At 55.3% G+C, this 26,590-nt stretch carries 23 protein-coding genes; 12 read left to right on the plus strand and 11 right to left on the minus strand.

Annotated features, from left to right (window positions below):
• Position 1 precedes the first annotated feature (1 nt).
• Positions 2-571 (minus strand): GNAT family N-acetyltransferase, encoded by a 570-nt coding sequence (locus ACZRJQ_RS04530; protein WP_463977216.1) that lies wholly within the window; start codon positions 569-571, stop codon positions 2-4.
• Between the two features lie 91 nt (positions 572-662).
• Between ACZRJQ_RS04530 and ACZRJQ_RS04535 the strand changes: the two genes are divergently transcribed.
• Together ACZRJQ_RS04535 and ACZRJQ_RS04540 are read left to right on the plus strand one after the other, a co-directional pair.
• The gene (locus tag ACZRJQ_RS04535) at positions 663-1,583 is read left to right on the plus strand and encodes a histone deacetylase family protein (protein ID WP_463977217.1); all 921 of its coding nucleotides are present in this window, start codon (positions 663-665) and stop codon (positions 1,581-1,583) included.
• Between the two features lie 310 nt (positions 1,584-1,893).
• Positions 1,894-3,135, plus strand: coding sequence for a TIGR03862 family flavoprotein (locus tag ACZRJQ_RS04540; RefSeq protein ID WP_463977218.1), 1,242 nt, complete (start codon positions 1,894-1,896; stop codon positions 3,133-3,135).
• An 87-nt stretch (positions 3,136-3,222) separates the two neighbouring features.
• Here ACZRJQ_RS04540 and ACZRJQ_RS04545 read toward each other — a convergent pair whose 3' ends face one another.
• The 4 genes from ACZRJQ_RS04545 to ACZRJQ_RS04560 all read right to left on the minus strand — a co-directional run bounded on the left by ACZRJQ_RS04545 (position 3,223) and on the right by ACZRJQ_RS04560 (position 6,826).
• Positions 3,223-4,560, minus strand: a complete 1,338-nt coding sequence (locus ACZRJQ_RS04545; RefSeq protein ID WP_463977219.1) for a DEAD/DEAH box helicase — start codon at positions 4,558-4,560, stop codon at positions 3,223-3,225.
• A gap of 67 nt (positions 4,561-4,627) precedes the next feature.
• Positions 4,628-5,518 carry a drug/metabolite exporter YedA gene (gene yedA / locus ACZRJQ_RS04550; protein ID WP_463977220.1) on the minus strand — a complete coding sequence of 297 codons (891 nt, stop codon included), beginning with the start codon at positions 5,516-5,518 and terminating at the stop codon, positions 4,628-4,630.
• A gap of 190 nt (positions 5,519-5,708) precedes the next feature.
• Positions 5,709-6,320, minus strand: coding sequence for a 3'-5' exonuclease (locus tag ACZRJQ_RS04555; protein WP_463977221.1), 612 nt, complete (start codon positions 6,318-6,320; stop codon positions 5,709-5,711).
• Positions 6,321-6,349: 29 nt separating this feature from the next.
• Positions 6,350-6,826: an NYN domain-containing protein gene (locus ACZRJQ_RS04560; protein ID WP_463977222.1), complete on the minus strand. Its 477-nt coding sequence runs from the start codon at positions 6,824-6,826 to the stop codon at positions 6,350-6,352.
• A gap of 182 nt (positions 6,827-7,008) precedes the next feature.
• On the opposite strand from ACZRJQ_RS04560, the gene ACZRJQ_RS04565 reads away from it, so the two are divergent.
• The 6 genes from ACZRJQ_RS04565 to ACZRJQ_RS04590 all read left to right on the plus strand — a co-directional run bounded on the left by ACZRJQ_RS04565 (position 7,009) and on the right by ACZRJQ_RS04590 (position 13,171).
• The gene (locus ACZRJQ_RS04565) at positions 7,009-7,668 is read left to right on the plus strand and encodes a YciC family protein (RefSeq protein WP_463977223.1); all 660 of its coding nucleotides are present in this window, start codon (positions 7,009-7,011) and stop codon (positions 7,666-7,668) included.
• Positions 7,669-7,756: 88 nt separating this feature from the next.
• Positions 7,757-8,839: an endonuclease/exonuclease/phosphatase family protein gene (locus ACZRJQ_RS04570; RefSeq protein WP_463977224.1), complete on the plus strand. Its 1,083-nt coding sequence runs from the start codon at positions 7,757-7,759 to the stop codon at positions 8,837-8,839.
• Positions 8,840-9,365: 526 nt separating this feature from the next.
• Positions 9,366-10,496: a multinuclear nonheme iron-dependent oxidase gene (locus ACZRJQ_RS04575; RefSeq protein WP_463977225.1), complete on the plus strand. Its 1,131-nt coding sequence runs from the start codon at positions 9,366-9,368 to the stop codon at positions 10,494-10,496.
• Complete coding sequence (locus tag ACZRJQ_RS04580; RefSeq protein ID WP_463977226.1) at positions 10,489-11,286, plus strand: multinuclear nonheme iron-dependent oxidase; 798 nt, start codon at positions 10,489-10,491, stop codon at positions 11,284-11,286. The genes ACZRJQ_RS04575 and ACZRJQ_RS04580 overlap by 8 nt, the downstream gene beginning before the upstream one ends.
• Positions 11,283-11,822, plus strand: coding sequence for a hypothetical protein (locus tag ACZRJQ_RS04585; protein ID WP_463977227.1), 540 nt, complete (start codon positions 11,283-11,285; stop codon positions 11,820-11,822). Before ACZRJQ_RS04580 ends, ACZRJQ_RS04585 begins: the two co-directional genes overlap by 4 nt.
• The gene (locus ACZRJQ_RS04590; protein WP_463977228.1) at positions 11,822-13,171 is read left to right on the plus strand and encodes an MATE family efflux transporter; all 1,350 of its coding nucleotides are present in this window, start codon (positions 11,822-11,824) and stop codon (positions 13,169-13,171) included. Before ACZRJQ_RS04585 ends, ACZRJQ_RS04590 begins: the two co-directional genes overlap by 1 nt.
• Before the next feature lie 75 nt (positions 13,172-13,246).
• Here ACZRJQ_RS04590 and hrpB read toward each other — a convergent pair whose 3' ends face one another.
• Positions 13,247-15,781: an ATP-dependent helicase HrpB gene (gene hrpB, locus ACZRJQ_RS04595; RefSeq protein ID WP_463977229.1), complete on the minus strand. Its 2,535-nt coding sequence runs from the start codon at positions 15,779-15,781 to the stop codon at positions 13,247-13,249.
• Positions 15,782-15,884: 103 nt separating this feature from the next.
• On the opposite strand from hrpB, the gene ACZRJQ_RS04600 reads away from it, so the two are divergent.
• Both ACZRJQ_RS04600 and ACZRJQ_RS04605 read left to right on the plus strand, forming a co-directional pair.
• Complete coding sequence (locus ACZRJQ_RS04600; protein ID WP_463977230.1) at positions 15,885-16,304, plus strand: polyribonucleotide nucleotidyltransferase; 420 nt, start codon at positions 15,885-15,887, stop codon at positions 16,302-16,304.
• A 14-nt stretch (positions 16,305-16,318) separates the two neighbouring features.
• The gene (locus tag ACZRJQ_RS04605) at positions 16,319-17,218 is read left to right on the plus strand and encodes a cation diffusion facilitator family transporter (protein ID WP_463977231.1); all 900 of its coding nucleotides are present in this window, start codon (positions 16,319-16,321) and stop codon (positions 17,216-17,218) included.
• Here the strand turns inward: ACZRJQ_RS04605 and ACZRJQ_RS04610 are convergent.
• Entirely contained in the window at positions 17,212-18,267 is a 1,056-nt protein-coding gene (locus ACZRJQ_RS04610; RefSeq protein WP_463977232.1) for a DUF6515 family protein, read from the minus strand. The two genes, ACZRJQ_RS04605 and ACZRJQ_RS04610, sit on opposite strands and share 7 nt — an antisense overlap.
• Before the next feature lie 414 nt (positions 18,268-18,681).
• Here ACZRJQ_RS04610 and ACZRJQ_RS04615 point away from each other — a divergent pair, with 414 nt between their 5' ends.
• Positions 18,682-19,161 carry an Lrp/AsnC family transcriptional regulator gene (locus tag ACZRJQ_RS04615; RefSeq protein WP_463977233.1) on the plus strand — a complete coding sequence of 160 codons (480 nt, stop codon included), beginning with the start codon at positions 18,682-18,684 and terminating at the stop codon, positions 19,159-19,161.
• Positions 19,162-19,312: 151 nt separating this feature from the next.
• The gene (locus tag ACZRJQ_RS04620; protein WP_129395647.1) at positions 19,313-19,522 is read left to right on the plus strand and encodes a DUF2788 domain-containing protein; all 210 of its coding nucleotides are present in this window, start codon (positions 19,313-19,315) and stop codon (positions 19,520-19,522) included.
• Here ACZRJQ_RS04620 and ACZRJQ_RS04625 read toward each other — a convergent pair.
• The 4 genes from ACZRJQ_RS04625 to ACZRJQ_RS04640 form a co-directional block, all read right to left on the minus strand.
• Complete coding sequence (locus tag ACZRJQ_RS04625; RefSeq protein ID WP_463977352.1) at positions 19,517-20,083, minus strand: pseudouridine synthase; 567 nt, start codon at positions 20,081-20,083, stop codon at positions 19,517-19,519. The two genes, ACZRJQ_RS04620 and ACZRJQ_RS04625, sit on opposite strands and share 6 nt — an antisense overlap.
• A gap of 176 nt (positions 20,084-20,259) precedes the next feature.
• On the minus strand, positions 20,260-21,732 hold the full coding sequence (gene amn / locus ACZRJQ_RS04630) for an AMP nucleosidase (protein WP_463977234.1): 1,473 nt from the start codon (positions 21,730-21,732) through the stop codon (positions 20,260-20,262).
• A gap of 619 nt (positions 21,733-22,351) precedes the next feature.
• Complete coding sequence (locus tag ACZRJQ_RS04635) at positions 22,352-24,001, minus strand: acyl-CoA dehydrogenase family protein (RefSeq protein ID WP_463977235.1); 1,650 nt, start codon at positions 23,999-24,001, stop codon at positions 22,352-22,354.
• A 75-nt stretch (positions 24,002-24,076) separates the two neighbouring features.
• Positions 24,077-26,470: a hybrid sensor histidine kinase/response regulator gene (locus tag ACZRJQ_RS04640; protein ID WP_463977236.1), complete on the minus strand. Its 2,394-nt coding sequence runs from the start codon at positions 26,468-26,470 to the stop codon at positions 24,077-24,079.
• Between the last annotated feature and the right edge of the window lie 120 nt (positions 26,471-26,590).

Here is a 26,590-nt window from a genome sequence, read left to right on the forward strand (position 1 = left end):
CCTATCCGTGCAGCGTTTCCAGCCATTGTGCTCGCGAAATGCGATAGAGCACATGCGACTTTAATGGGTGTCCTTTCGCCAGCTTGGGGTGTTCAAAGTCGCCCTCCAGATCGCGCTGCATGCCAATGGCCTGCATCACCTTTTGCGACGCCAGGTTCGACTCAGCGGTGAACGACACCACTTGGTCCAACGCCAAGCGATCAAAGGCGCAGCGCAACACAGCCCACGCCGCCTCGCTGGCGTAACCCAAGCCCCAATGCTCGGGCGCCAAGCGCCAGCCAATCTCCACGGCAGGGGCAAAGGGCGCATCAAAGCCCACATTCATCAAGCCTGTAAAGCCGATAAAAGCACCCGTGTCCTTGCGTTCCAGCGCCCACAAGCCATAGCCATATTCGGCAAAGTGACCGCGAACGCGGCCAATAAACGCAGCACTTTCAAGGCGACTCAAGGGCGCAGGAAAATAGCGCATGACCTGCGGGTCGGTACACATCAGCGCGAATTCGGCCAAATCCGTGTCTCGCCAAGGGCGCAGGCGCAAACGGGCACTTTCGAGTACGGAAATCTGTTCCATCAGGCCCCTCCGATTTGTTACCGGGCTTTTCATATGTCGAGCAGTGTACAGCGCTGTTAATATCGCGCGCTCACTGCAACGTGAAATCCCTATGCCTGTGCCACTGATTTATCACGATGACTACAGCCCTGAGTTTCCGGCGGAGCATCGCTTCCCGATGGACAAGTTTCGTTTGCTGCGTGATCACTTGGTCGAGGTTGGCCTGACCCGCGATGCCGACTTGTTGCGTGCGCAACTGTGCCCTGTGGATATCCTCGCGCTGGCCCATGACCGCAGCTATATCGAGCGTTACATGGCCGGTGAGTTGGCTCGCGAAGACCAACGCCGTTTGGGCTTGCCGTGGAGCGAAGCCTTGGCGCGCAGAACCATTCGTGCGGTGGGCGGCTCGTTACTGGCCGCCGAGCAGGCGCTGGAACATGGACTGGCCTGTCACCTCGCGGGCGGCACCCATCATGCGCACTACGATCACCCGGCCGGGTTTTGCATCTTCAATGATCTGGCCGTCATCAGCCATTACCTGCTGGAAAGCGGCCGGGTCAACCGGGTGTTGATTTTCGACTGCGACGTGCATCAAGGCGATGGCACCGCGCGGATTCTCGAACATACGCCTGACGCCATTACTGTTTCGTTGCACTGCGAGAAGAACTTTCCAGCGCGTAAAGCCCAAAGCGACTGGGACATCGGATTGCCAATGGGGATGGGCGATACCGAGTATTTGCAAGTGGTCGACGATGCGCTCAATTACCTGTTACCGCTGTATCAGCCCGATCTGGTGCTGTATGACGCCGGGGTTGATGTACACAAGGACGATGCGCTGGGCTATTTGAAGCTGACCGATGCCGGTGTGGCTGAGCGTGACGAGCGCGTGATGCGCCATTGTCTGGGCCGCGACATTCCAGTGGTCGGGGTGATTGGCGGCGGTTACAGCAAAGACCGCCAAGCACTGGCGCGGCGTCACGGGATTCTGCACCACAGCGCGCAGAAGGTGTGGCTGTCATCAGGCTGTTATTAACATGTGATTTTTTACCCACAATGCCTGTGGAACTGCCTGTGGATAACCTGAGTGAAAGCCCTTGCAGGCCACGCTAAGCAAGGCCTGCAGAGTGCTGTATGTTTTTCGTACAGGCCTGACCCCATCGCGGCTGCCACAGGCTGCATCTGACGACCAAGCTATACCAAATTCAGTGCGCGGGGTTATCTGGTTAAAGCGCTGATTCAGCTTTTACGACCGCTACACGATCGGGCACAGCCTTGGGCAGCTGCTACCGGGTTGAGCACTCAGGTAGAATGCGCGGCCTATTTCGCCGATTTGCAGCCCTGCCATGACTGACTTCAACCGCCCTCTTCCCCCTCACGTCGCCATTATTGGCGGTGGCCCGGCCGGTTTGATGGCCGCCGAAGTGCTGAGTCAGGCGGGCGTGAAGGTTGATCTGTATGACGGCATGCCTTCGGTGGGGCGCAAATTCCTGCTGGCCGGGGTCGGCGGCATGAACATTACCCATTCCGAAGCCTACCCGGCATTCTTGTCCCGCTACGCTGAGCGAGCGCCACACATGGCGCCACTGCTGCGCGCTTTTGATGCCGACAGCTTGTGCCAATGGATTCACGAGCTAGGTATCGAAACCTTTGTCGGCAGTTCAGGCCGAGTTTTTCCGACGGACATGAAAGCCGCGCCGTTACTGCGGGCTTGGCTCAAGCGTTTGCGCGAGTCCGGCGTAGTTATCCACACCCGCCATCGCTGGTTGGGCTGGCAAGCCGATGGCCAGTTGCGCATCCACAGCCCCGAGGGCGAGAAGCAGCTCAACCCCGATGCCGTTTTGCTTGCGCTGGGAGGCGGCAGTTGGGCACGGCTGGGTTCAGATGGCGCATGGATGCGGCTGCTGGCAGAGCGCGGTGTTGAGTTGGCACCGTTGCAGCCGAGCAACTGCGGGTTTGATGTAGCGGGCTGGAGTGAATTGCTGCGCAACAAGTTCGCAGGCGCACCACTGAAAAACATCGCCATCGCGCTGGAACACAGCACGCCACGCTTGGGTGAATGTGTCATCACGGCCAGTGGCATTGAAGGCAGTTTGATTTACGCGTGGTCGGCGCCAATTCGGGAGGCGATCAATCAACAGGGCGCAGCCACTCTCTTGATCGACCTGTTGCCGGGCAAGGCTGTGGATAACATTGAAAGCGCGCTGGCCAAACCTCGCGGCTCACGCTCGATGAGCAAACATTTACACAGCCAATTGGGTTTGGACGGCGTAAAAGCTGCATTGCTGCGCGAGCTGGCCCCGGCCGAGTGCTTTGCCGATCCGGCGCAATTGGCCAAAGCGATCAAAGCGCTGCCACTCAAGCTGATCAAGGCCCGCCCCTTAGACGAAGCCATCAGCAGTGCTGGTGGGGTGCGGTTTGAAGCGCTGGATGAACATCTGATGCTCAAGCAACTGCCGGGCGTGTTCTGCGCGGGCGAAATGCTCGATTGGGAAGCCCCCACCGGCGGCTACTTGCTTACAGGCTGTTTTGCCAGTGGTCGAGCCGCAGGGCTGGGGGTTTTGAGCTGGCTTAACGCAAAATCTTGAACGGCCTGTTTTTGTTGGAGCTGCTGCAAGCTGCGATCTTTCGCTTTAAATATCAAAAACTCGCAGCCTGCAGCAGCTCCCACTAACTTACGGCTTGCGCTTGCGTGGGCCGGTGTTGAATACAGGCACTTTACGCACCGGTTTGACCGATGGCTCGGCCGGGGCCGCGTCACCGCTGTCCACCCACTTGCCCAAATTGCGCTTGCCGCCACCGCCAGAGGTTTTTGGCTTTTTCGGCTTCTTCGGCTTTTTGACCACCTGACCCGAAGCATCGGTCTCGGGCACGCGGTGCTCAGGCTCGAAGTCTTGCTCCTCATGACGCGGCAAGGTCTGGCGCGTGAGCATTTCAATCGCCGACAGCATGTTCACTTCATCCGCACACACCAGCGAAATCGCTTCGCCTTTCTGGCCGGCACGACCAGTACGACCAATGCGGTGAATGTAGTCTTCCGCCACAATCGGCAGGTCAAAATTGACCACCAATGGCAGGTCTTCGATGTCCAGACCACGAGCCGCCACATCAGTGGCTACCAAAATCTGTACTTCGCTGGCCTTGAAGCGATCCAAAGCACGTTGACGCGTGGCTTGAGGTTTGTCGCCATGAATGCCGTCAGCGTTGATGCCCAAGCCTTGCAGCTTGCCCACCAGTTCATCCACACCGTTACGGGTTTTGGCGAACACCAGCACCTGCTTCCAGTGCTGGGTGCGCAGCAAGTGCAGAAACAGTTCTGGCTTACGTTTTTTGTCGACCGGGATAACCCATTGCTTAACGCTGCTGGCAGCCACGTTACGCGGGCTGACTTCGATGCTCAGCGGGTTATCGAGCATTTGCTCAGCCAACAACCGAATCGCGTCAGAGAAAGTGGCCGAGAACAGTAAGGTTTGGCGCTTTTTAGGCAGGGCGCGATAGATATCACGCAGCTCTTCGCTAAAGCCCAGATCAAGCATGCGATCGGCTTCGTCAAGAATCAGGGTTTGCAGCTGGTTGAACTTGATCGCCTTTTGACGATAAAGATCGAGCAAACGCCCCGGCGTTGCGACCAGCACATCAACGCCTTTGCGCATTTTCATCATTTGCGGGTTGATGCTGACGCCGCCGTACACCGCGTAAGTGCTCAACGGCAAGTGCTCAGCGTACTGGCGAATGCTCTCGTGAACCTGTTCGGCCAGTTCGCGGGTCGGCACCAGCACCAGTGCGCGCACCGAGTTGCTGGCAACTTTCGGGCCTTCCATAGTCAGCGATTGCAGCAACGGCAGAGCGAAACCGCCAGTTTTGCCGGTGCCGGTCTGAGCGGCGGCCATCAGGTCGCGGCCAGCCAGCACTGCGGGAATCGCTTGGGCCTGAACCGGGGTTGGGGTCTTGTAGCCGAGCGTCTCAAGGGCGCGCAGCAAGGGCTCGATCAGGCCAAGGGTGGCGAATGTCATGGGGATACCGTCGAAAAAGGTCAGCGCAGGGGTGCATAAGTTGCAATGGCGCGCAGTTTACCCTAATTCAGACCGGTTTCTGCTTGCGCCACTGCGGCAACCCGATCAACACCACGGCGCTGATGATCACCGCCATCGCCAAGCACTCTTCAACGCCGATGCTCTCGCCCGCAAACGCGATGCCCAGCATCACCGCCACAGCCGGGTTGACGTAGGCATAACTGGTGGCCGCTGCCGGGCGAACGTTTTTGAGCAGGTACATATAGGCACTAAAAGCGATGATCGAGCCGAAGAACACCAGATACAGCAGCGCCCCCCAGCCTGCGGCTGTTGGCATTTGCGTCAAGCGTTCGCCACTGAGCAGGCTGCCCAACAGCAACACAGCACCCGCTACGAGCATTTCAGCAGCACTGGCCATTGGCCCGGCTGGCAACGGCAGGTGGCGACTCCATACTGAACCAAACGCCCAGGCCGCCGCCGCGAACAACAGCAGCGCTGCGCCCAATGGGCTTGATTGCAGGTTTGAGCCAAGGTTGAGCATGGCGATACCGATCAGCCCGAGAATAATCCCGGCCCATTCAAGCCGTGTGTTTCGTGCGCCCCACACGTAACCAAACAACAGGGTAAACAGTGGCACGGTGGCCACCGCCAGCGCAGCGACACCAGAGGACACGCCCGAGTGTTCTGCCAGGGTCACGCCGCCGTTGCCGCAGGCCAACAACAAAAAGCCAATCATGGCTGCTGAACGCCACTGCACCAAAGTGGGCGTCGGCGCCCCGCGCCAGCGCATAAAGGCGTACATCAAACTGCCCGCCACCAAAAATCGCACCCCGGCCATCATCAACGGCGGCCAAGACTCGATACCAATGCGGATCACCAGATAGGTCGAGCCCCAAATCACGTACAACGCAAAAAAAGCACCAATCAGTTGTAGCGGAAAACGACGTGCGGCAGGCATGGGGCGGCTCAAAGGCAGAGGCAAGAAGACCCCGGATTCTAGACAAAGCCCCCCGAAAAATTAAGTAACAGAACGCACCAAAAGCGACCGTACACTTTCCTGAAGGCCGTTATCGCTGCCGACGGCGGCGATCTTTTCAGATCAACAGATCGCCGCCTGTGCCAGCTCCCACACGGTTAGTCATCCGTGATCAAAAGCCGCGATAGCGCTTCAGATGCTCGTTGATTTTGGCCGCTGGAACCTTTTGCAAGCTGCACAGCAGGTCGTGGTTCAGCTCACGCAGGCCGTGCTTTTGCCGCAGTTGCTGGGCCAAATGCGCAGTCAGGTTGGCCGCCATTTCAGCATCGGCCATCGCTCGGTGAGCCTGACCTGTGTGAGGCAGGTCGGCGAACGTGGTCAACGTGCCCAGCTTGTGGTTTGGTGCGGCGGGCATCAAACGCCGCGCCAGCAGCAACGAGCACGCAAAGTTCTGCAAGCGGGTGCGCTTGATGCGACCCATCTCAAAATCCCAAAACTTTTGGTCAAAGGCGGCGTTGTGCGCCAGCAGTGGTGTGATGCCAACGAACTCATTGACCTCGTTCATCACCTGTTCTGCGGACGGTGCCGTGCGCAACATGGCGTTGCTGATGCCAGTCAATTGCTCAATAAAGCCCGGCACTCGAACCCCGGCGTTCATCAGGCTTTGGTAACGCTCGACAATGCGCCCCTGCTCAAGAATCACCACGGCGATTTCCGTGGCCCGGCAACTGCTGCTCGGGGAGATTCCGGTGGTTTCAAAGTCAATCACTGCGATGCGTTCCAAACCTGATCAATCCTGTAAAAAGTGAGGGGTTACTTAAGCAGCAAAGCGCCTTCAATCGGCACGTAGCGCGTGGCCGCGCGAATCAATGAATTGGCCGTCAAACCCGGCACGCCGTACGCCACGGTTTCAACCCCGTGCTTGCTGGCGATACGCTCAAGCAGCAAATCAAAATCGCCATCGCCCGAGGCCAGCACCACTTCGTCTGCATTAGCGGCGGCGTCCATGATGTCGATGGTGATACCCACATCCCAATCGCCTTTGGCTGAGCCGTCGCTGCGCTGAATGTAGGGTTTGAGTTTTACGATAAAACCGAGATTGCGCAGGATCTGCTGAAACTGCTGTTGTTTGCTGTCGCCGCGATCAATCGCATAGGCATACGCCTCAACGATTTCGCCACGCTGGCTGATGTCTGCCCAGAGCGCTGCGTAATTGAAATGGCAGCCATAGGCCTGACGAACCGTGTAATAGAGGTTCTGCACATCCGCGAAGACCGCAATTTTTTTCACCGGCAAACCTCATGGTGCCCAAGCAAGTGGGCGCGCGACTAAAAACAAGCCAGCAGTATGCCAGCCTGCCACCGATTTGCGCGGATAAACCGCCCAGCGTCTTCAGCGTGCGTTTACATGTGCTCTGTTTAGTGTTTGATCGGTTAAAGTGGCACACCGCTTTTTACTGCTGATACTGATCAATGAATCCGCTTACCGTTATTCGCGACTCCCTGTACTTCGTTCAGCGCAACCTTGGGCAGATCGTGGCACTGTGCCTGCCGCTGGTCATTCTTGAGGCCATCATTCAACAATTTGTTGAAAACGCAGCAGGCCCCGATGCTTCGCCAGGGTATGGCTTGATCGTCGGTCTGTTGGTGTACCCGCTGTACACCGGCGCGCTGATTTTGTTTCTCGATGCCCGCAGCCGGGGCGAAAGCCCAGGTAATCGCGAGCTACTGACCCGCGCCCTCAGTCTGTGGCCAAAGTTCGCCTTGTTGTCGGCAGTCAGCACCCTGCTGATTGTGCTCGGCCTGTCGATGTTCTTTGTTCCGGGGATTTACCTGACAGTGGTATTGGCGTTTGCCGAGTACCAGTTGGTATTGCGCGGCGAGCCGCCACTGGCAGCCATGAAGTCGAGCCTGCTGCTGACTCGCGGTCACTTCTGGCGGATTTTCGTCTGCATCCTGGTGGTGCTGGGCCCTTTGATGCTGCTCAAAGAGTTCAGCTATTCGCTGTCCCCAAAAGCCGATAACCCCGTGCTCTCGTTAGCCCTTGAGAGCGCCAACAGCTTTCTGCAGCTGTTTCTCTCTGTCGTTCTATTCCGCTTATTCATGCTAATTAGCGAACCGTCCGACAAATAAAAGCCACGCCACCCACAAGTAGAACCTTGGGATGCCCACTGCCGTCGAGTATGCTCGGGCATTCCTCGCAACCTCATAAGTCGAGCCTATGCCACGTTTTTTGCGCCACTGCGTTTTAGGTTTGCTGCTGATTTCAGCGCTATTGGCGAGCCTGATTTACAGCATGACGTGGCGACCTGAACCCAAAGAGGTGCAGGCCATCATGTGCCCCGTGAGCGCCCCTACACTAGTGGCCGGGCAAGCCATCAAGGTCATGACCTGGAACGTGCAATATCTGGCCGGCAAGCGCTATGTGTTTTGGTATAACCTGGCCGATGGCAGCGGCCCGGATGAGCGCCCGACGCGTGAAGACATGGCCTTCAGCCTTGACGAAGTCGCACGGGTCATCCGTGATGAGCAACCTGACGTGGTGTTGCTCCAGGATCTAGACGAAGAAGCCAAGGCCACGGGCTACCAAGACCAACTCGCGCTATTGCAAGAACGCTTGGTTGATCTATATCCCTGCAGCACCCAAGCGTTCACCTGGAAGGCCGACTTCGTTCCTGATCTGCATATTTTTGGCAGCGTGGGCCGCAAAATGGTCACCCTTAGCCGGTTTCAGATTGAGCATGCCGAGCGCCTGCAATTGCCAGTGGCTGAAGCCAACCTGATCAACCGCCAGTTCCAACCAAAACCCGCGCTTTTAGTCAGCTACTTACCGCTTAACGATGGCGGCCAACTGGTCGCGATCAACACCCAACTCGACGCTCCAAGCCTGAACAACAGCAACCTGCGCCAACAAATGCAGGTCACAGCGGCATTGGCCGACAAGTTCGAAAGCCAAGGCACGCCGTGGTTGATCGGCGGCAATTTCAACCTGCTGCCCATCGGTCAATATTTGCGCCTGCCCGCAGAACTGCGTCTGGGCTACTCGCCAGACAGCGAGCTGCACATACTGTGGGAAAAATACCCGATGATCCCCAGCAACCCGCAAGCTACGGGCATTGACCGCGAACTGTGGCTGACCCACTTTCCGAACAACCCCAACGTCGAAGGCCCTGATCGCACGCTGGACTACGTGTTCTACAGCCCAAAACTCAAACGCATCGAAGGCTACGTGCGTCAGGAAGACACGCTAACCATTTCTGATCACTTGCCCGTGCTGGGGCGCTTTTTGCTGCCAGCGGATTGAGGAAATAGGACGCAGGGGATGACAGGGAAATGTTTAATTACTTACATATATACCCGCCAACTTAGAATATAAAACTAATATGAGTTATATTCATCACACACAGCAAAACATGAACGAAGGAAATTTCAGAGGGACTTGTAAGTTACAAACCCCGGCAACCCCGACCATTAATCACAATTCACACAACCAATAAACCTCATACACTACTCAAACTTTCCCCACTACCAAACTTTAACTTTTCAAGTACACACAAAGTTAAACTAATCAACTTGACCCAAAAAACCAATAATCCTATTCTTTGTTCGCGGACTAACCCGCACTACAAAAAAAAGGAAATTACTATGCAATTCATCGAACTTAAAGACATCATCATCACCTCCACTCGTGCTACTTGCGGCGAATACAACACCACATTTAACTAAGCACTTCACACTCTGCGTTATGCGCCAACGGCTGGCGCATAACGCTCTGCCACTTACTGCCTTTTCAGCGCCACACTAAACTTAGCCCTAAAGGAAACATAGCCATGAACTTCGGAGCCGGCTTCAATCATGCCTTAATAAAAAAAAACCCTTTAGATCTACCCGTCAATGTCACATTTATAGAGATGGGGATATCTGACGTTATTGCTTTTTCACAATCGGGCCTTTACCCAACGGTACGGTGGTCGCTGCATTTGGCTAATACGGCCATGACCGAAAATAAAACCAATCAAACACTGTATATAAACTACATCAGCTGCCTTATTAATAAATTACCCAAATATGTACAGGACAACTTGATTTCCATTGGCTTACATTTGACAGGGTCTCGCTTTGAAGGAAATGGATTACTGGGCGGCACAGAAGCGTATTTCCCCACGGCCCATAATTTGAAGCTAGCACAGCATTTTATACATCAGCTTCACAACGAAACGGGGCTGCCTATATGGATCGAAAATGCGGGTTTATACAGCGAGGGTATTTCGGACATCAGGCACAGTTGGGAACACGCACACGAATTGTCCAAGCATAACTATTGCTCCCTTATTTACGATGTGGCGCATGCCGTAGTAGAAGCCAATAATAATCAACTCTCTGAAGACTGTGTTCTCGGCCTCGTACCATGGGAAAAAGTCATCGAGATACACTTATCCGGTATTAATCACTCCCCAGACGGCAGCATGCACGATGGGCACAACCAGCCTATTCCTGATTCTGTTTGGAAGCAATTCATATGCCTGACCCGAATTCTGAGCAGTCTCAACCGCGAGCACGATGTATTCTATACCGTAGAACATACCTCACCTACGTGGAATGAACACCAAGACAACTATTACGCCGACTTTGAAAAAGCAAAACAGTTGGTGTATCAAGCCACACCTTTAGAAAACTACCACACGCAGAAAAAACGCTACATGGAGAGCTATCTAAAAAAAATAATTCGGGGCGAAGTCCCCCTACTGGAAACGGCATGCACTCAACGCGGCTTTGACTTTAACACCCTGTTTTCGCAATGGTTAGAACATAACAAACTCGCAAATAAACGCATTACCTTTAATTACGCCGACATCCCCCCTCATGAAATACAACACCATTGCGAACTGGTCTCAGACTTCCTAAGTTTCGCAAAAAAAGAGTTAACCGCACAGAAGCACCAGGTGCCCTGCCATGCGTAGTATTGGTATGAATATTTCGGACCCCAGCCAAATAAGTTCGGTTTTAAACGTGCTTAATGAACAAGGCGCGGGGCATGTTGAGTTACTCATCGACAACTTTCTCCACTGCGACCCTGCCTCGATTCTGGCGGGCCTGGGTAATAGGCCTGTTGCATTTCACATTATGAACTCTCGCTTTCTTGAGCGTGACCCCACTGAGTTGGCCCGCGTCGCAAAAATAATCAATAACTTCGCCTATGAACTCAAGCCACTTTACATCTCAGACCACCTCCTCAATTTCACTCTGTTCGGGCTTCCCACTCCGATTACTCATGAATTGGATTATCACAAGTCATCGAGTCATATCATCGAAAGAATTGACGCTTGGCAAACACTACTCAACACCACAGTACACTTTGAAAATGTTGCATCCAGCACAGCGCTTGGCCTTTATCAACCGGAGTTTTATCACTTACTGACCACCCGCACGGCGTGCGGCATCCTCTTCGACATCTCCAATGCCCTCGTGGCCAAAAAAAATATTGGCGTCGATATTGCAGCGTGGTACGGCATTATAAAAAACACCCACCACTTCCATGTGGGCGGGTATTCTCAATCTCAAGACTCCGATACCTATTGGATTGACAGTCATGACTGTATGTTGGACAGCGAGACATTTGCCTTATTAAACACCCTAAAAACACTCAACCTATTACAACAAGGCAACACGTTAACACTCGAATATGACCATGCCATCGACTATTCACTTTGGAGAAAAACGCTTATTAAAACACGTGAGATTCTGCAATGAGCGATGACCTGCGGTATTTACTTCTGCCTCAAAAAAAACTCCCACCGCAAAAAAAAGCGTTGGCGCTATTCGCCATTCGAACCATGTGGCATGGCATTTATGATTTCACTCCCCTCTTAGATGCCCGTTTAGGCTCGCTTAAAAGCCGTGCGTTGGATGAGTACCTTGAGTACAGCTTTAGTCACCACATCAAGTTTGATTGGCAACGTCATGTTCATTTTTTAATGTGGCTAAAAAAAGAAAGCGGTTACTCTACTTTGTTTGACGAATCCATTGAGCAAGAAACGCTAGCCGTCACTGCATTACTTTGGAGCAATGACAACTACGCCCATACGGGTTCATACCGCGCCGTCATCATGAATAAAAAAACCGGCTGTGCGATGGGCGCCATACGCGGGCGCAATTTCACTGAGCTCAACAAGGTCGTTATGCTGGGAACATCTGCTCAATCGCCTGAAGAAGGTGAAGACACTATTCAATTTGGTCTCTGCGACACTTCACACACTTGGTCAATCCGTGATTGGGTCATCATTTAATGCCTGCCTCTGAACCGGTCAATTTAAAGGTATTCGCCAGCGCTTACGGCGTCATGCTATTTTCTTTTATCGCCAGCAGACTCTTACTTCAAACTGACTTGTTCATGCTCTCTGCGCTGGGGCCTGACGCAACCGCAGCGTTTGCTATTCCTGTGCGCGTGATGTTTATTGACATTATTTTTGCAATGGCGCTTGGCCCAATTGTGCTGGTGGCTATCGGCAAAGAAAAAACCCTGGCTGACAAGTTCCAGGTGATGAGCAAAGCCATGTCCTTTGCATTAATTATGTCCTCACTTTTGGTAGTCATGGGGCTGATTACCTATCCAAGATTGATTGAGTATTTAGTACACGCACCTTCGATTTTTCAGATGTCAACTGACGCTACGCGCTGGCTCACCTACGCCATCCCTCTGCGTCTATTGTGCTTTGTTGCCTCCATGTGTTTGTTTGCATGTGGTCAAGGACGCTGGGTAAGCTTGATGTATGTTGCCACTCTCATACTGAATGCAGGTTTTAATTGGTTATTTATGTATGGGTTTGGTTGGGGGTTTGTTGGGGCGTATGCCGCCACATTTGTTGTATTACTGTTTGAGCTGATCTGGCTGCTGGGGTTCGCTTACAGAATTTTCGGCAACTTACCGTTTGCAAAATTCAACATTGAATGGCTCCGAAAAATCTTAAGTAAAATAAAGTCTGAATGGCTCAGGCTGTGCTCATGGCAACTTGAAGGCCTCGTAATCATCTTCATATTGGCCTCTCAAACTCAATGGGCTGGTGTTTTAAGCCTGTACGGCGTTACCTCGGAAGTGTCTGCATTCCTTGTTATGCCACTCATTGCATTAATGCGTACATTCACCGTCCAAGCCGCGCCTTATTACGCGTCATACACTTGCAAACAGATAGGTCGGCTTTTTATGCCGGTGTACCTCTACGCGTTGTCTTTTTCCGTCGTGGCGGCGGCAGCATTTTTCATCTCGCTGAATACATTGGGTAAACATGTTTACCACCTGAGCGATGAACGCCTGCAGAGTTGGTGGATATATGGCGCCGCGATCGCAGTTTTGTTGCCCCTTTACACACTAGGCTACTTGATGCGTGGCTTATATCACCTCAAGGAGGACTATCAGACCGTTACTCGCACCGAGATTACCATTGTCTGGCTAATCATTATTCCAAGCTGTTATGTAGCCTTGACTCAGCAACGCCATGATTGGTTTTTCGTAATTATTCTGACGAAGGAAGTCTTGATCTATGGCGTTTTGAGCGTGCTACTAAGACGCCAGACTCACGCCGAATCGAAAAATCAGAGACTGAACCAAGCCAAGGATCTGGATCAGTCATCTACCTGACTGATCACCCTTCTCATCCCAACAAATACTCATAAGCCCCTCGCAAACGATCAGATCGTTTGCACGCGCATTCCTTCACGTTTTGCGCGGCTTGATTCGCGCGGTCGCTTCCGCCACCAAAGGATCGTCAGGCCAGTAATGTTTTGGGTAGCGTCCTTTCAGGTCCTTCTTCACCTCGGCATAGGTGCTGCGCCAAAAGTTGGCCAAATCCTGAGTGACCTGCACCGGGCGCCGGGCGGGCGATAACAGGTGCAACTTGACCACTTGCCGCCCTGCGGCAATGCGCGGGGTGTCAGCCAATCCGAACAGCTCTTGCAAACGCACCGCCAAAACCGGCGGTTGTTCGCTGTAGTCCAGCCGCACCGATGAACCTGACGGGACTTTGATGTGATGCGGCGCCAGTTCGTCCAGACGCTGAGGCAGCGGCCATTTGAGTACGTTATGCACAATGCTCGACAGGTCGAGGCTGGCAAAATGACTCAGCCGCGAAACTCGGCCCAAGTACGGCCCCAGCCAGTCTTCAAGCCCCAGCACCAAGGCGCTATCGCTAACGTCAGGCCATTCGCTTTGGCCTTGGGCGTCCTGATCAAGCTGGCGCAACAACATCACTCGAGCCTGCCATTGACGCAGCTCCGGGGTCCAGGGCAGTAATTCAAGGCCTTTGCGACGCACCAAATTGACCAACGCTTGCGTGCGCGCCGTTTCGTCCAGCCCGGTTAAAGGTTCGCGGCTCAGTATCAGTTCACCGACCTTGCGCTGACGTTCAGCCCGCAACACCCCTTCGCGCTCATCCCAATCAAGCTGATCAACGCAGCGCACTTGCTCACTTAACACGGTGTCCAGCAATGCCGGATCAAACTCCGCCGCCAGATAGATGCGCTCTTCACGCTGGCCCTGACGGCTGCCCAGATCTGCAACCACCAGCCAAGGCTGCTTCATCAAGCCATCGACCTCGCTAAACAATGCCGCACGGCCATTAGCCAAGCGATATTCAGCGCCGCCGGGCTTGCGTTGCTGAGCCACTCGATCGGGGTACGCCAGCGCCAGCAAAGCGCCCAACCAACGCGGGTGATCGGGGTCGGCCACTGGTGTGGCAGCCTTGCCGCGCAAATACCCCCGGTATTGCCGAGCCAGTTGTTTGGCGCGCTGCACACCGCCTTGTCCGCCGCGCGCGGCACGGCTTTCGCCTGATAACAACGCCAGCCGGCTGTGCAGGTCTGCACCCACGCCGCGCAAAATATCGCGTTCACCCAATAGGGCAGCAACATCACAAGCCATCTCGGCTAAACCCAACGCTTGACCGCGCAACAACAAGTGGGCAATCCGGGGATGGGCCGGTAACTGAGCCATTGCTTCACCGTGGGCGGTGAGTTGCCAGTCGTGGCCTTGCTGATTACGCAAAGCACCCAAGCGCTCAAGCAATTGCTGCGCCTGTGCATAACTTGCCGCGGGAGGCACGTCGAGCCAAATCAGTTGCTCCGGGGTCACGCCCCAGCGAGCCAGTTGCAGCGCCAGCCCGGCCAAATCGGCCTGCAAAATCTCTGCACTGCCATACGCTGCTAACTGCGCATGCTGGTCTTCTGACCACAAGCGATAACACACGCCGGGCTCCAGCCGCCCGGCCCGGCCCGCACGCTGGGTGGCACTGGCCCGTGAAATACGCTGGGTATCAAGACGGGTCATGCCGCTGCCGGGATCAAAACGCGGCACCCGCGCCAACCCGGCATCAATCACCACGCGCACGCCATCAATGGTCAGACTGGTTTCTGCGAGGTTGGTGGCCAATACCACTTTACGGGTGCCGCTGGGGGCAGGTTCGATGGCGGCACGCTGGGCGTTTAAATCCAGCTCGCCATGCAGGGGGCACAGCAAGATGTCACTGCGCAGCCCTAGCGCGTCTGCCAATTGCTGGTTAACCCGGCGAATTTCGGCCTGACCGGGTAAAAACACCAGCAAGCTGCCACTTTCATCGTGGATTGCATCAAGGACGGTTTGCACCACGCGGGGCTCAATAAACTCGCCCGGCACAAACGGCCGCCCCCAACGCATCGCCACAGGGAACATCCGCCCTTCGCTGCGCAACACCGGAGCATCATTGAGCAAGCCGGCCAAGCGCTCGCCTTCAAGGGTGGCGGACATCAGCAAAATTTTTAGCGGTTGTTCATCACGAAATAGTTCGCGGCCATTGAGGCTCAAGGCCAGCGCCAAGTCTGCATCCAAACTACGCTCATGGAACTCATCGAAAATCAGAAGCCCTACGCCCTCAAGCGCCGGGTCGTCTTGCAAGCGGCGAGTCAGGATGCCTTCGGTTACCACTTCGATGCGGGTGTTGGGGCCAACTTTGCTGTCGAGTCGAATCCGATAGCCGACGGTTTCACCGACCTTTTCACCCAGTTCACTGGCCAAACGCTCAGCCGCCGCACGGGCGGCCAAGCGTCGAGGTTCGAGCATGACAATGCGCTGGCCGGCAAGCCACGGCTCGTTTAATAAGGCCAGCGGCACTCGGGTGGTTTTACCCGCACCGGGCGGCGCTTCAAGCACTGCTTCGTGGCGTTCACGCAAGGCTTGGCGCAGCGCGGGTAAAACTTCATCAATCGGCAAAGAAATCATGGTGGCTCCAAAACAGTGCGGCGAGTATAACGGCGAACAGTTCGGCATTAAGCGTGGTCTTAATGTTTGGTTTGACCCTTCAAGCGTCTTCGAGGTTTTTGGTATGCGTATTTCATCTCGCGTGATTGGCGGTGTCGTGGTGGCAGCCCTGCTCACTCAACTCAGCGCCTGTGGCAGTATTTTCTTCCCCGATCGTCGTGGTCAGATCGACGGCAAGATCGATCCCATGATTGCGGTGCTGGATGCGGTAGGCCTGCTGTTTTATGTGATTCCGGGACTGATCGCCTTTGGGGTCGATTTTGCCACCGGCGCGATTTATTTCCCGCCGGGCAAAACAGCGCAAATCGCACCAGAAAAACTGCGTGAAGCCATTGGCACTGACGGCAAAGTGGACAACAGCAAACTGCAGGCGATTCTTGAGAGTGAGCTGGGGGGCAGCTTTCCACTAAATGACCCTCGCCTGATCCAACACAAAGGCAGTGTTCAGCAATTGGCGATGTACGGGCTCAAGCCCGCCGCCTGAAACAAGGAAGGTTTATGACCAGCAGCCCGGAACATGCTCGCCTGTTACGTTTGGCCACGCGTGCCTCAGTGGCAGTTGCGAGTCTTTTAATCGTGACCAAAGCTGTCGCTTGGTGGCTCAGTGGCTCCATCAGCATGCTGGCCGGGCTGACTGATTCTTTACTCGACGGCGTGACCTCGTTTCTTAATCTGCTGGCCGTGCATTACGCCTTGCGCCCCGCCGATGATGATCACCGTTACGGGCATGGCAAAGCCGAGTCGCTGGCGGGGATGGCACAGGCATTGTTTATCGGGGTCAGTGCCGTGCTGATTGCCTTTCAGGCATTCGAACGACTGAAAAACCCCGAACCCGTGGGCGCGCCTTGGATCGGGATTGCAGTGATCATTTTTTCGCTGCTGATGACTGTGGCGCTGCTGGTGCTGCAACATCGCGTGATCAAAGCCACTGGCTCAAACGCAGTGCGTGCTGACTCACTGCACTACCGCTCTGACTTGCTGCTCAATGGCAGCATTTTGTTGGCGCTGGTATTGGCCAGTGTGGGCTTTCCACAATTGGACGCATGGTTTGGTCTGGGTATCGCGTGTTACATCCTCTGGAGCGCCATCAAGATCGCTCGTGAGAGTTTTGCGGTCTTGATGGATCAAGAGTTACCAAGCGATGTCAGCGAAAACATGCTGACACTGGCGTGTGCAGTGCCCGGCGTACTCGGCGCCCATGACTTACGGACACGTATTTCGGGCAACGTCTGGTTTGTGCAGTTGCACCTGGAGCTGCCGGGTGAGCTCAGCCTGTCGCAAGCCCACACCATCAGCGATCTTGCCGCGGCAGCGATTAAAGAGGCCTATCCGCGGGCCGAGGTGCTGGTGCACGCCGACCCGCATGAAGTGGTCAAACCGCGCGCGACGCCTCAGTAATTAACCTGATAACCGCGACTGCTCAGGCAGTTGCCTTGCGCTTGGCGGTAAGTTTGAACCACCGCAGGTGATGGTGCGTAGGTCACTGTGGCAGGGTCAAAACCACTTTGATCGACCGCCCAGCGGTAGCAGTCGTAGCGGTCTTGATCAATTTGTGACGCGCTTTGGCCATTGGCGGGGTAAGCCACCACGTCATAGCCGTTGCTCACAGGCTGGGGCATCGGTTGCGGGATGGAGGGCGGCGGCTGAACCACGATGTAGTCCTGTGTGGCGGGCTGATATGCGTAATACGCTCCCGCAGCCAGAAACAACAATGAGCTGCCGATCCAAACCTGCCGCGCATAATCAGGCAAATACCCTACACGAATCCCGTAAGGCGGCTGTACGACGATGTAACGCGGGCCTTGCGAGCGATACCAGTAGCCGCCAGAAAAGTAGTAACTCTGCCCGCGATAAGGCACTTGCCAATGTTTGCCCGGGAATCGATCAACGACATAACCCGGCCGATACTGCGGCCCAGGGCCCCAACCATTGCCATGCCCATCAGGACGCCCCGGCCAAGGCCTGTCATTGGGTCGCCCGTTATTAAAACCGGGGTTAGGGCCGCTGCCATAACCCGGCCTCGATCCATTACCTTGCCAATGCGCGTTATCGCCGGGGCGGCGAGGAATGTCCTGATAATGACCAGGGCGCGGCGGCTGAGTTTGCTGCACCGCGTCAGGACGGGGCCGAATCGGTAAATTATTGCTCGGCTGAGAAGGCCGGCCCTGACCATTAGGCTCTTGCTGTGGCCGGTTTTGCCACTGCCCACCTTGAGGCTGCCCATGCCCATCATTGGGCCTGCCGTTATCGGGACGTGGCTGATTGCCTTGCGGGCGGCTCTGATTATGCTCAGGGCGAGGCTGGTTGTTACCGCCCTGCCCATGCTGCCCGCCATTAGGTCGGGCTTGCTGAGGGTTGCCTTCACCTCGCTCATCGGCCAACAACTGACCGCTGACACTCACGCAGAGCAAGCTAACGGCGGTCAAACGCCAAAGGCGCGATTTCATGGTGTTCCTCACTACAGGTCGGGGCGTACACATCAGACTGAGAAACCGGGTGCCGGTTCTGCGCAAGGTTATCAGTTGCGCAACTTATTTTCGGCCAATAAAAAAGGGCGACCCGTCGGTCGCCCTTTGAATTTTTTCGTCCTGGCTCAACACTTGTGATGTTGGCTCACCTCGCCCCGTCTTCTGGACAGTGCGTAGCCCGGGGGCCGGAGCAACCCTGTGGGGTTGGCGGCCGCGGCTGGCCTGATTTGGCGGGCCGCAGTGGACTCTATGTCCGGGCAGTGATTCTGGTGATAAGAATAGGCCTGCGAGCGCGGCAGATGATTGCGAAGATTGCTCAATAAAACATCACTTGCGCAATTTTTGACTTAAGGTAGATACTTTCACGCAATAGTTATGACAAAGGGTGTCTTCGTGAGCAAACTCGACCGGTATGACCTGAGCATTTTGGCGGAATTACAGCGTGACGCACGCATCTCCAATCAAGAGTTGGCCGAGCGCATCGGTCTATCACCTTCGCCTTGTTCACGCCGGGTAAAACAGCTGGAGGATGACGGCTATATTTCCCGCCAAGTCGCACTGCTGGATCGAAAGCGACTGGGCTTAAGCCTCACCGCTTACGTATTGATCGGCATGGACCGACATACACCAGAGCGTTTTGAGAACTTCGAGGCGGCGATTCGCAGCCTGCCGCAAGTTTTGGAATGCAGCTTGGTGACAGGGGTGGATGCCGATTACCAACTCAAAGTGGTGGTGCCAGACATGGATCACTACCAAAAGCTGCTGCTGGGCCATTTGACCCGTATCGATGGCGTCACCAGCGTGCGTTCAAGCTTTGTACTTAACCAAGTACTCAACAGCACTGAATTGCCACTGACGCATCTGCGTACCTAATACCAAGGGCAACTGCCGAAGGCTTCGAGCTGTCGACTGCTGGGTCTTAAAAAACGGCAGCTCCTACGGGGCTGGATCAATTTTCGCCCCGCATGCCTTGGCGTATACTCCCCCAGCTTCCCCCCCCCCCCGATGACGCTGGAGAACACTGATGGATCCTGCCGTACTTGAAGAGTGGATGATGACTGGCCTGGTCAGCATCTTGATCATTTTCATGGGCTTTATCGTCTGGGATCTGGCCAAGAAGTCCAAAGCCGGGCGTTTCGGCTCGTTTATTCTATTTTTCGTACTCGGACTGGGTGTTGCCGCGTTCATCATCAAAAGTGTGGTGATTGGCTTGATCGAGTCAGGCGCGCTATAGCCGCGCAGGCACTTCCTTGTATTGCCCCTGCTCAAGCCCTTCAATCGTCCAGTCACCAATGCGCACTCGCACCAGACGCAAGGTTGGCAAACCAACCGCTGCCGTCATGCGCCGCACTTGCCGATTGCGCCCCTCGCGAATCACCAGTTCCAGCCACGAGGTTGGCACGCTTTTACGAAAGCGCACGGGCGGGTTGCGCGGCCATAGCTGGGGTTCCTCCAGCGCTCTGGCTTCGGCGGGCAGGGTCTTGCCATCATTGAGTTCCACACCGTCGCGCAATTGTTGCAGTTGCTCAGGCGTAGGCTCGCCCTCCACTTGCACCCAATAGGTTTTAGGCAGCTTGTGTTTGGGGTCGGCAATGCGCGCCTGTAACTGGCCGTCATTGGTTAACAACAGTAAGCCTTCGCTGTCGCGGTCCAGCCGCCCTGCCGGATAAATCCCCGGGATGGGGATAAAGTCTTTAAGCGTCGCTCGCCCCCCTTCATCACTGAACTGAGTCAGCACATCAAAAGGCTTATTGAAGAGAAACAGCTTGGGCTCAGACGGCGGCGCTTTGGCCACACGGCGATTTGCCCCTTGAGGGGCGCTGCTTTTGGGCGCGGGACGGCGTGGGGCGGGACGTGCAGGACGAGACATGGCAAAGAGAACATCTAACGATCAGGGCTGGCAATGCTAGGGGCTGTTGGCGTTTGAGTGCAACAGCCCCTTCGGCCTGATCGCTAAATGGCCCTCGTCTATCAACGGAATGGCGGCTCGTCGAAGCTGCGCAGCTTGCGTGAGTGCAACGAATTGAGCTGGTTACGCATCAAATCCACGGCAGCAATACCGATTTTCAAGTGCTGACTTACGGCGCGCTCATAGAACGCATTGGCCGAACCCGGCAGTTTGATTTCGCTGTGCAGAGGTTTGTCCGAAACGCACAGCAACGTGCCGTAAGGCACCCGCAAACGATAGCCCTGCGCCGCAACGGTGCCGCTTTCCATGTCCACGGCCACGGCACGAGACAGGTTGATCAGCGGGCGTTCCTGCGCCCAACGCAACTCCCAGTTGCGATCGTCGTAGGTCAAAACAGTGCCTGTACGCAGACGCTTTTTCAGTTCGTCGCCATGCTCGCCTGTGACTTGAGCTGCGGCCTCCTGCAATGCCAGTTGGACTTCAGCCAGCGCCGGAATCGGAATATTGGGCGGCACAACACGATCGAGAATCCCATCGCGACGCATGTAAGCGTGTGCTAGCACATAGTCGCCAATGGTCTGGGATTGGCGTAGCCCGCCGCAGTGACCAATCATCAGCCAGCAATGTGGGCGCAACACAGCCAAGTGGTCGGTGATGTTTTTGGCGTTGGACGGGCCAACGCCGATGTTGACCAAAGTAATGCCGTGGCCATCATTGGCTTGCAGGTGATACGCAGGCATTTGATAACGGTGCCACACCACGCCAGCGGCAATGGCCTGAGCCTCGCCATAGTCCATCGACTTTTCGATGATCACGTTGCCCGGCATGACCATGCGCACAAAACGCGGGTTGTCGCGCAGTTGCTCAAGGCCATGAAGGATGAACTGGTCGACATAACGGTGGTAGTTCGTCAGCAAAATCCACGGCTGCACATGACGCCAATCGCTGCCGGTGTAATGCACCAGACGGCGCAGCGAGAAGTCGACCCGGGCAGCATCAAACAGAGCCAATGGCAGAGGGTCGGTGTTCTCCCAGTCGTACAGACCATCCGCAATGCCATCGGTGGCAGCGGACAGGTCAGTGCTTGGAAACACGCGGGCCAAGGCGGCGGCTGTCACGCCGGAGCCTGCAAGCTCATCGCCCTGCTCAACCACGTACGGGTAAGGGATGTTCTGCTGACTGACGCCGACTTCAATTTCAACGGCGAAATCGCGCATCAATGGCACCAACTGCTCCAGCAGATACTTACGAAAGGCAGCGGGATGGGTCACTGTGACGCTGTAAGTACCAGGCAACTGCACCTTGGCATAAGCCCGAGTCGTGGACGGGACTTCGCCATTCATGCGGTAGGTCAGGCGCAGTTCCGGGTAGCGAAACAACGCGCGCTCTTCAGCGCTGGGCTCGACTCGATCCTTCAAGTAACGCTTGAGGGCCTGACTCAAGGCCGTGGTTGCGCGCTCGTGCAAAGCAGCAAGCCGGTCGACGGCCTCTTCAGCGGTGGAAACGACAATAAAAGCTTCGGTCACGATAAGCATCCTGTCTTCTGAACGGGCAGACGGCTATCTTGCCTGCATCGCAGGCTCAGAGGGAACACTGAATTGGGGTGAAGCCTTTGCTGGCGTAGCAAAACCAACTACGCCCGTAGGAAAATACCCTCATAACACAATGAAAAGTCACTCTTATATTTAGGATGAATACTTACTTAATCAAGGAACAGTCTTTTTTAAATAAAAACATTTGACGACTCGCCAACACAAATACTAACGCCACATATAAAAACATAGGATTCTTAAAAAAAGCACATTATAAAAACCAAGTCCGGCTAGAACCTCTGCACAAAATAGCCCCATTAAATACAATCAACTGATCGCCCTCGAATACATTCACCCCTTACCAAATCACCAGCAATACACTTAAAACAAAAGGAGTTCAAATATTCAAACCTCCTAACTTATTAATTACTTTGAGTGTACCTTTGCATGCAGGTATTAAACCCTGATTCTCAGGGCCCGCGTCAGAACTCGACGCGGCTCAGGCACCTGATAAAAACAACATAGACATATAACTTTAGTGACTGAAACCCACGCACAACCACCCAAATCCACACTTCAAAAGTGAGTGCGAGCAAGATCCCAACCCGATCAAGCCGCATTATTAATTCTGCGGGCTGGAACGAGCCACGATTGCCTTCACGTCCACAGCGCGGGGCATTGAGCCGTACACCCGCCCCGAAGCGCCGCCTAACCGGCTGACTGTAAATCCATCGCTGACGGCACTGTTTCCGGCCTCTAACAACAACTTGGCCTGTAACGCGACGGCAATGTCTTCGGTCAGTTGTCGGGCGCGATATTGAATGTTATCCGTGTCTTTGAACCCATTTTTTAATTGGTCAATGTGCTTGGCCAAACGCGTATCGCCATGCCCGTCCCCCAGTTCAGCGAATAACGCATCCAGCACACCCGGCTCTTTGGACAAGGCGCGCAGCACATCCAGGCACTGCACATTGCCAGAGCCCTCCCAGGTTGAGTTAACCGGAGCTTCGCGATACAAGCGCGGCAGGATGCTGTCTTCGACATACCCTGCGCCGCCCATACATTCGGCCGCTTCATTGATCATGGCCGGGGCACGTTTGCAGATCCAATACTTGCCCACCGCCGTGACCAAGCGTGAAAACTTGGCCTCTTGCGCATCATCCAAATGATCCAGCGCCCGCCCCATGCGCAAGCTCAACGCCAGCGCGGCTTCGCTTTCCAGTGCCAGATCGGCCAATACGTTTTGCATTAATGGTTGCTCGGCCAACATCCGGCCACCTACCAACCGATGAGCACAATGGTGGCTGGCCTGAGTCAGCGCCTGTCGCATTAAAGCGCTGGAGCCCACCATGCAATCAAAGCGCGTCATGGCAACCATCTCAATGATGGTCGGGACTCCGCGCCCTTCTTCGCCGATCATCCATGCCAAAGCCCCACGAAATTCAACTTCGCTGGACGCATTTGAGCAATTGCCCAGTTTGTTTTTCAGACGCTGGATATAAAACTCGTTGCGGCTACCGTCCGGGCGATGGCGTGGCAGTAAAAAGCAGCTCAAGCCTTTGTCGGTTTGCGCCAGGGTCAAAAAGCCATCGCACATGGGCGCAGAACAAAACCACTTATGCCCAAGCAACTCGTAGGCTTGGCCCGGCCCACTTGCGCCCACTGCAAAGGCGCGAGTGGTATTGGCTCGCACATCAGTGCCGCCCTGCTTTTCAGTCATCGCCATGCCGAGGGTGACGCCGTTTTTTTGGCTGATGTCGACATTGCGCGGGTCGTATTCAGTGGCAAGCACTTTGGGCAGCCAAATGCCGGCAATTTCCGGTTGCAGCCGCAAGGCCGGTACGCTGGCAAACGTCATGGTCAGCGGGCAACCACTCCCAGCCTCCGCTTGGGTATGCAAATACGTCATGGACGCACGGGCAACATGAGCACCCGGCTGAGGCGCTGTCCAGGGCAAGGACGGCAAGCCATGCTCAATCGCAGTGCGCATCAGTTCGTGATAAGCCGGATGGAACTGCACAAGATCAATCCGATGACCAAAACGGTCATGACTGACGAACACAGGTTTGTTTTCATTGGCCAAAAAACCCGCCGCCATCAGCGGGCCTCCCGCCAGCGCACCGTACTGGTCAATTCGCGACTGAGCCCAACCCGCGCCAAAGTGCTGGCTCCAGTACTGGAGCGGCAAGTCGATGCGATACAGGTTAGCGCCGTCCAAAGACGGCGGCTGATTGGTCACTTGGTGGGTTTCAGCGTACTGATGCAGGTTCATTGCGCGGGCTCCTGAGGATCATGCCAATGGAGCCAGTGAAGCATGCTTTGCCGCCATCACAAGCGGCATAAACGCCTAACCTTCGGCGCTTTTGCCCTCAAAACCGCCCATCAGATGCGCAGACAAGGCCTGCTGTAAGGCCTCAAAGCGCAACGGCTTGATCAAGTAGCCCGTAACGCCCTCAACCTTGTCACACGCCTGCTCGGCCTGAGCTTGGGATTCGAACAGCGCCAACACCGGCAACCGTGCGCAGGCAGCCAGTGTCAGCAATTGATTGCTCATGGACGAGCCCGTGACATGGGCCAACGGGCAGGCAAGCAACACGACATCCACTCGTTCACGACGCAAGGTTTCAATGGCTGCCTGCCCACTGTCAACGCTGATCACGCGATAGCCGAGCTTGAGCAACATACCGCGCAGCGCCACTGGGTGAGTGCTGCTGTCATCAACCACCAACACCACCCGCCCTTGCGGGTTCTGGTCGGGAGCCTGCGGCGTGTTTAGCGCGCTCTCTTGAGGGTGCTCAGTCAGCGCAGCAGGCTCAAGCTGCAAGGACAATTGAAACTGCGACCCTTGGCCAGGTTGCGAGTGATGGGTGAGACTTGCACCCTGCAACTCGACCAAGCGACGGCAAATGGCAAGTCCGATGCCCAGACCACCAAACTTGCGGGTCATGGAACCATCAACCTGGAAGAAGTGCTGGTACAACTCACCCTCTTCCTGATGCACAAAGCCAATGCCGCTATCAATCACATTGAACGCCAGCGACCAACGCCCCGACTCGCCAGTCTTGCCGGTGACGCGCAGAATCACACCGCCTTGCGTGGTGAATTTGACGGCGTTATCCAATAAGCACGCCAAACATTGGCGAATTTTCTCCACATCGCCCACCCACTGATCTGGCAGGCCGCGGGCGGTTTCACACACAAAACTCAGGCCTTTGCTCTGCGCGCTCGGCTCAAATTGCTCACGCAGGCCTTGCATCAGCTCACTCAAACTGAAGGGCTGACGGCGAACGCTGAGGCGTCGGGCTTGCAGTTCGGTGAGAGTCAAAATGCCATTGACCATGCCCATCATTTCCCGAGCCGAGCCTTCGGCGGTCTGGGTGTACTGCTCCAGCTCCGGGCTCATGTCTAAGGTTTTGATCAACTCCAGCGAACCAATCACCCCGTTCATGGGCGTGCGTAGTTCATGGGTCACGGTGGCTAAAAATTCGTCTTTTAGCTGGTTAGTGCGAGCCAGTTGCTGGTTCATGGCCGCCAGCTTTTGGCCTGACTCTTGAAGCGTTCTGGCCTGCAAGTCGCGCATGGCGTTGATGCGGTCTGCCAGCGCCAACGACAACAGCCCAACCTCGATTGCCGACCCTATTTGGCTGGCGTACATGGTCAGGAACACATTGGGCAGGTAGCCCAACACCATCAGCGTATTGACCAGCCCGCCGAGCAAAAAGGCCGACCAGGCAATCACGAAATAGCGCGCCACCCGCAGCCCACGCCACCAAGCTACAACCCCTGCAACAAAGATGGTCACGATAAACGCTAACGCCAACCCCGTAGCCAGTCGCAAGGAAGTGGCGTAACTGGTGGTCAACGCCAACAGCATCACCAACGCCCCCACGGCCATCAACACCATCAAGGCGCGGTCTAGCCAGCGGCTATGGCTCGCGGTGTGCAAAAAAGTACGGGCGAACTGACAACCAAAAAAGGCGGCCGAGCCAATCAAGAACGGCGTAGCGGCGTTGGCCCACCAAGGGCTGTTGGGCCAAAAGTACTGCACAGCGGCGCCATTAACGGACAGCTGATACAGCCCAAACGAGGCGATATAGAGGATGTAATAGAGGTAACTGGTGTCACGCACGCTGATATAGATGAACAGGTTGTAAACCAGCATCCCGAGCAGAACGCCGTAAATCAGGCCGAGGATGTAAATACGAACGGGTTGAGCTTCAAGGTATGCCTGCGATGACCACAGGGTAAGCGGTGCTTGAATCGAACCCTGACTGGCCAAGCGCAAATAGACAGTCTGGTGTTGCCCCGGACTGAAGTTCAACTCAAACAGATAGTTGTTGTCTTTGATGGGCCGACTGTCAAAGGGCAACGCATCACCAGTGCGCTCGGCCAAGCGGAACGTACCAGTGCTGTCCGCCAAATAAAGGTCGATGTGATCAAGGGGCGGGTATGCCAGTTCCAACAGCCACGTGCGAAACGCCTTCGCATCTTGTGGCTGATAGCTCAAATCCACTTTCAGCCAGAAAGCCGAGTGTGAATAACCTGCATTGAGCGTGGCCTTATTGTGTGGCTTAAACAGATCATCGCGCGAAGTGACATCCGCTAAAGTCGCCTGACCACCCACGTCCTCAAATACCTGCATCACCTTGCCCAAGGGCAGGCTTTGAGTGGCTTCGTCGAAAGCAACTGCGCTGGCCAGCATCGGTAGCCAGCCCAAAAAAACGATCAGCAAATAGCGCATACAGCCCCAGCGTGGCGCGCCCGGCAGCTTCCGCAAGCCCCTTTTCCCTTTGAGACAACGTAGACCGGATGACCTGTTATTAAATTTAAAGTGCCACTAGCATAGCCGCTGATGGCAATT

Source organism: Pseudomonas sp. E315 (assembly GCF_055406205.1).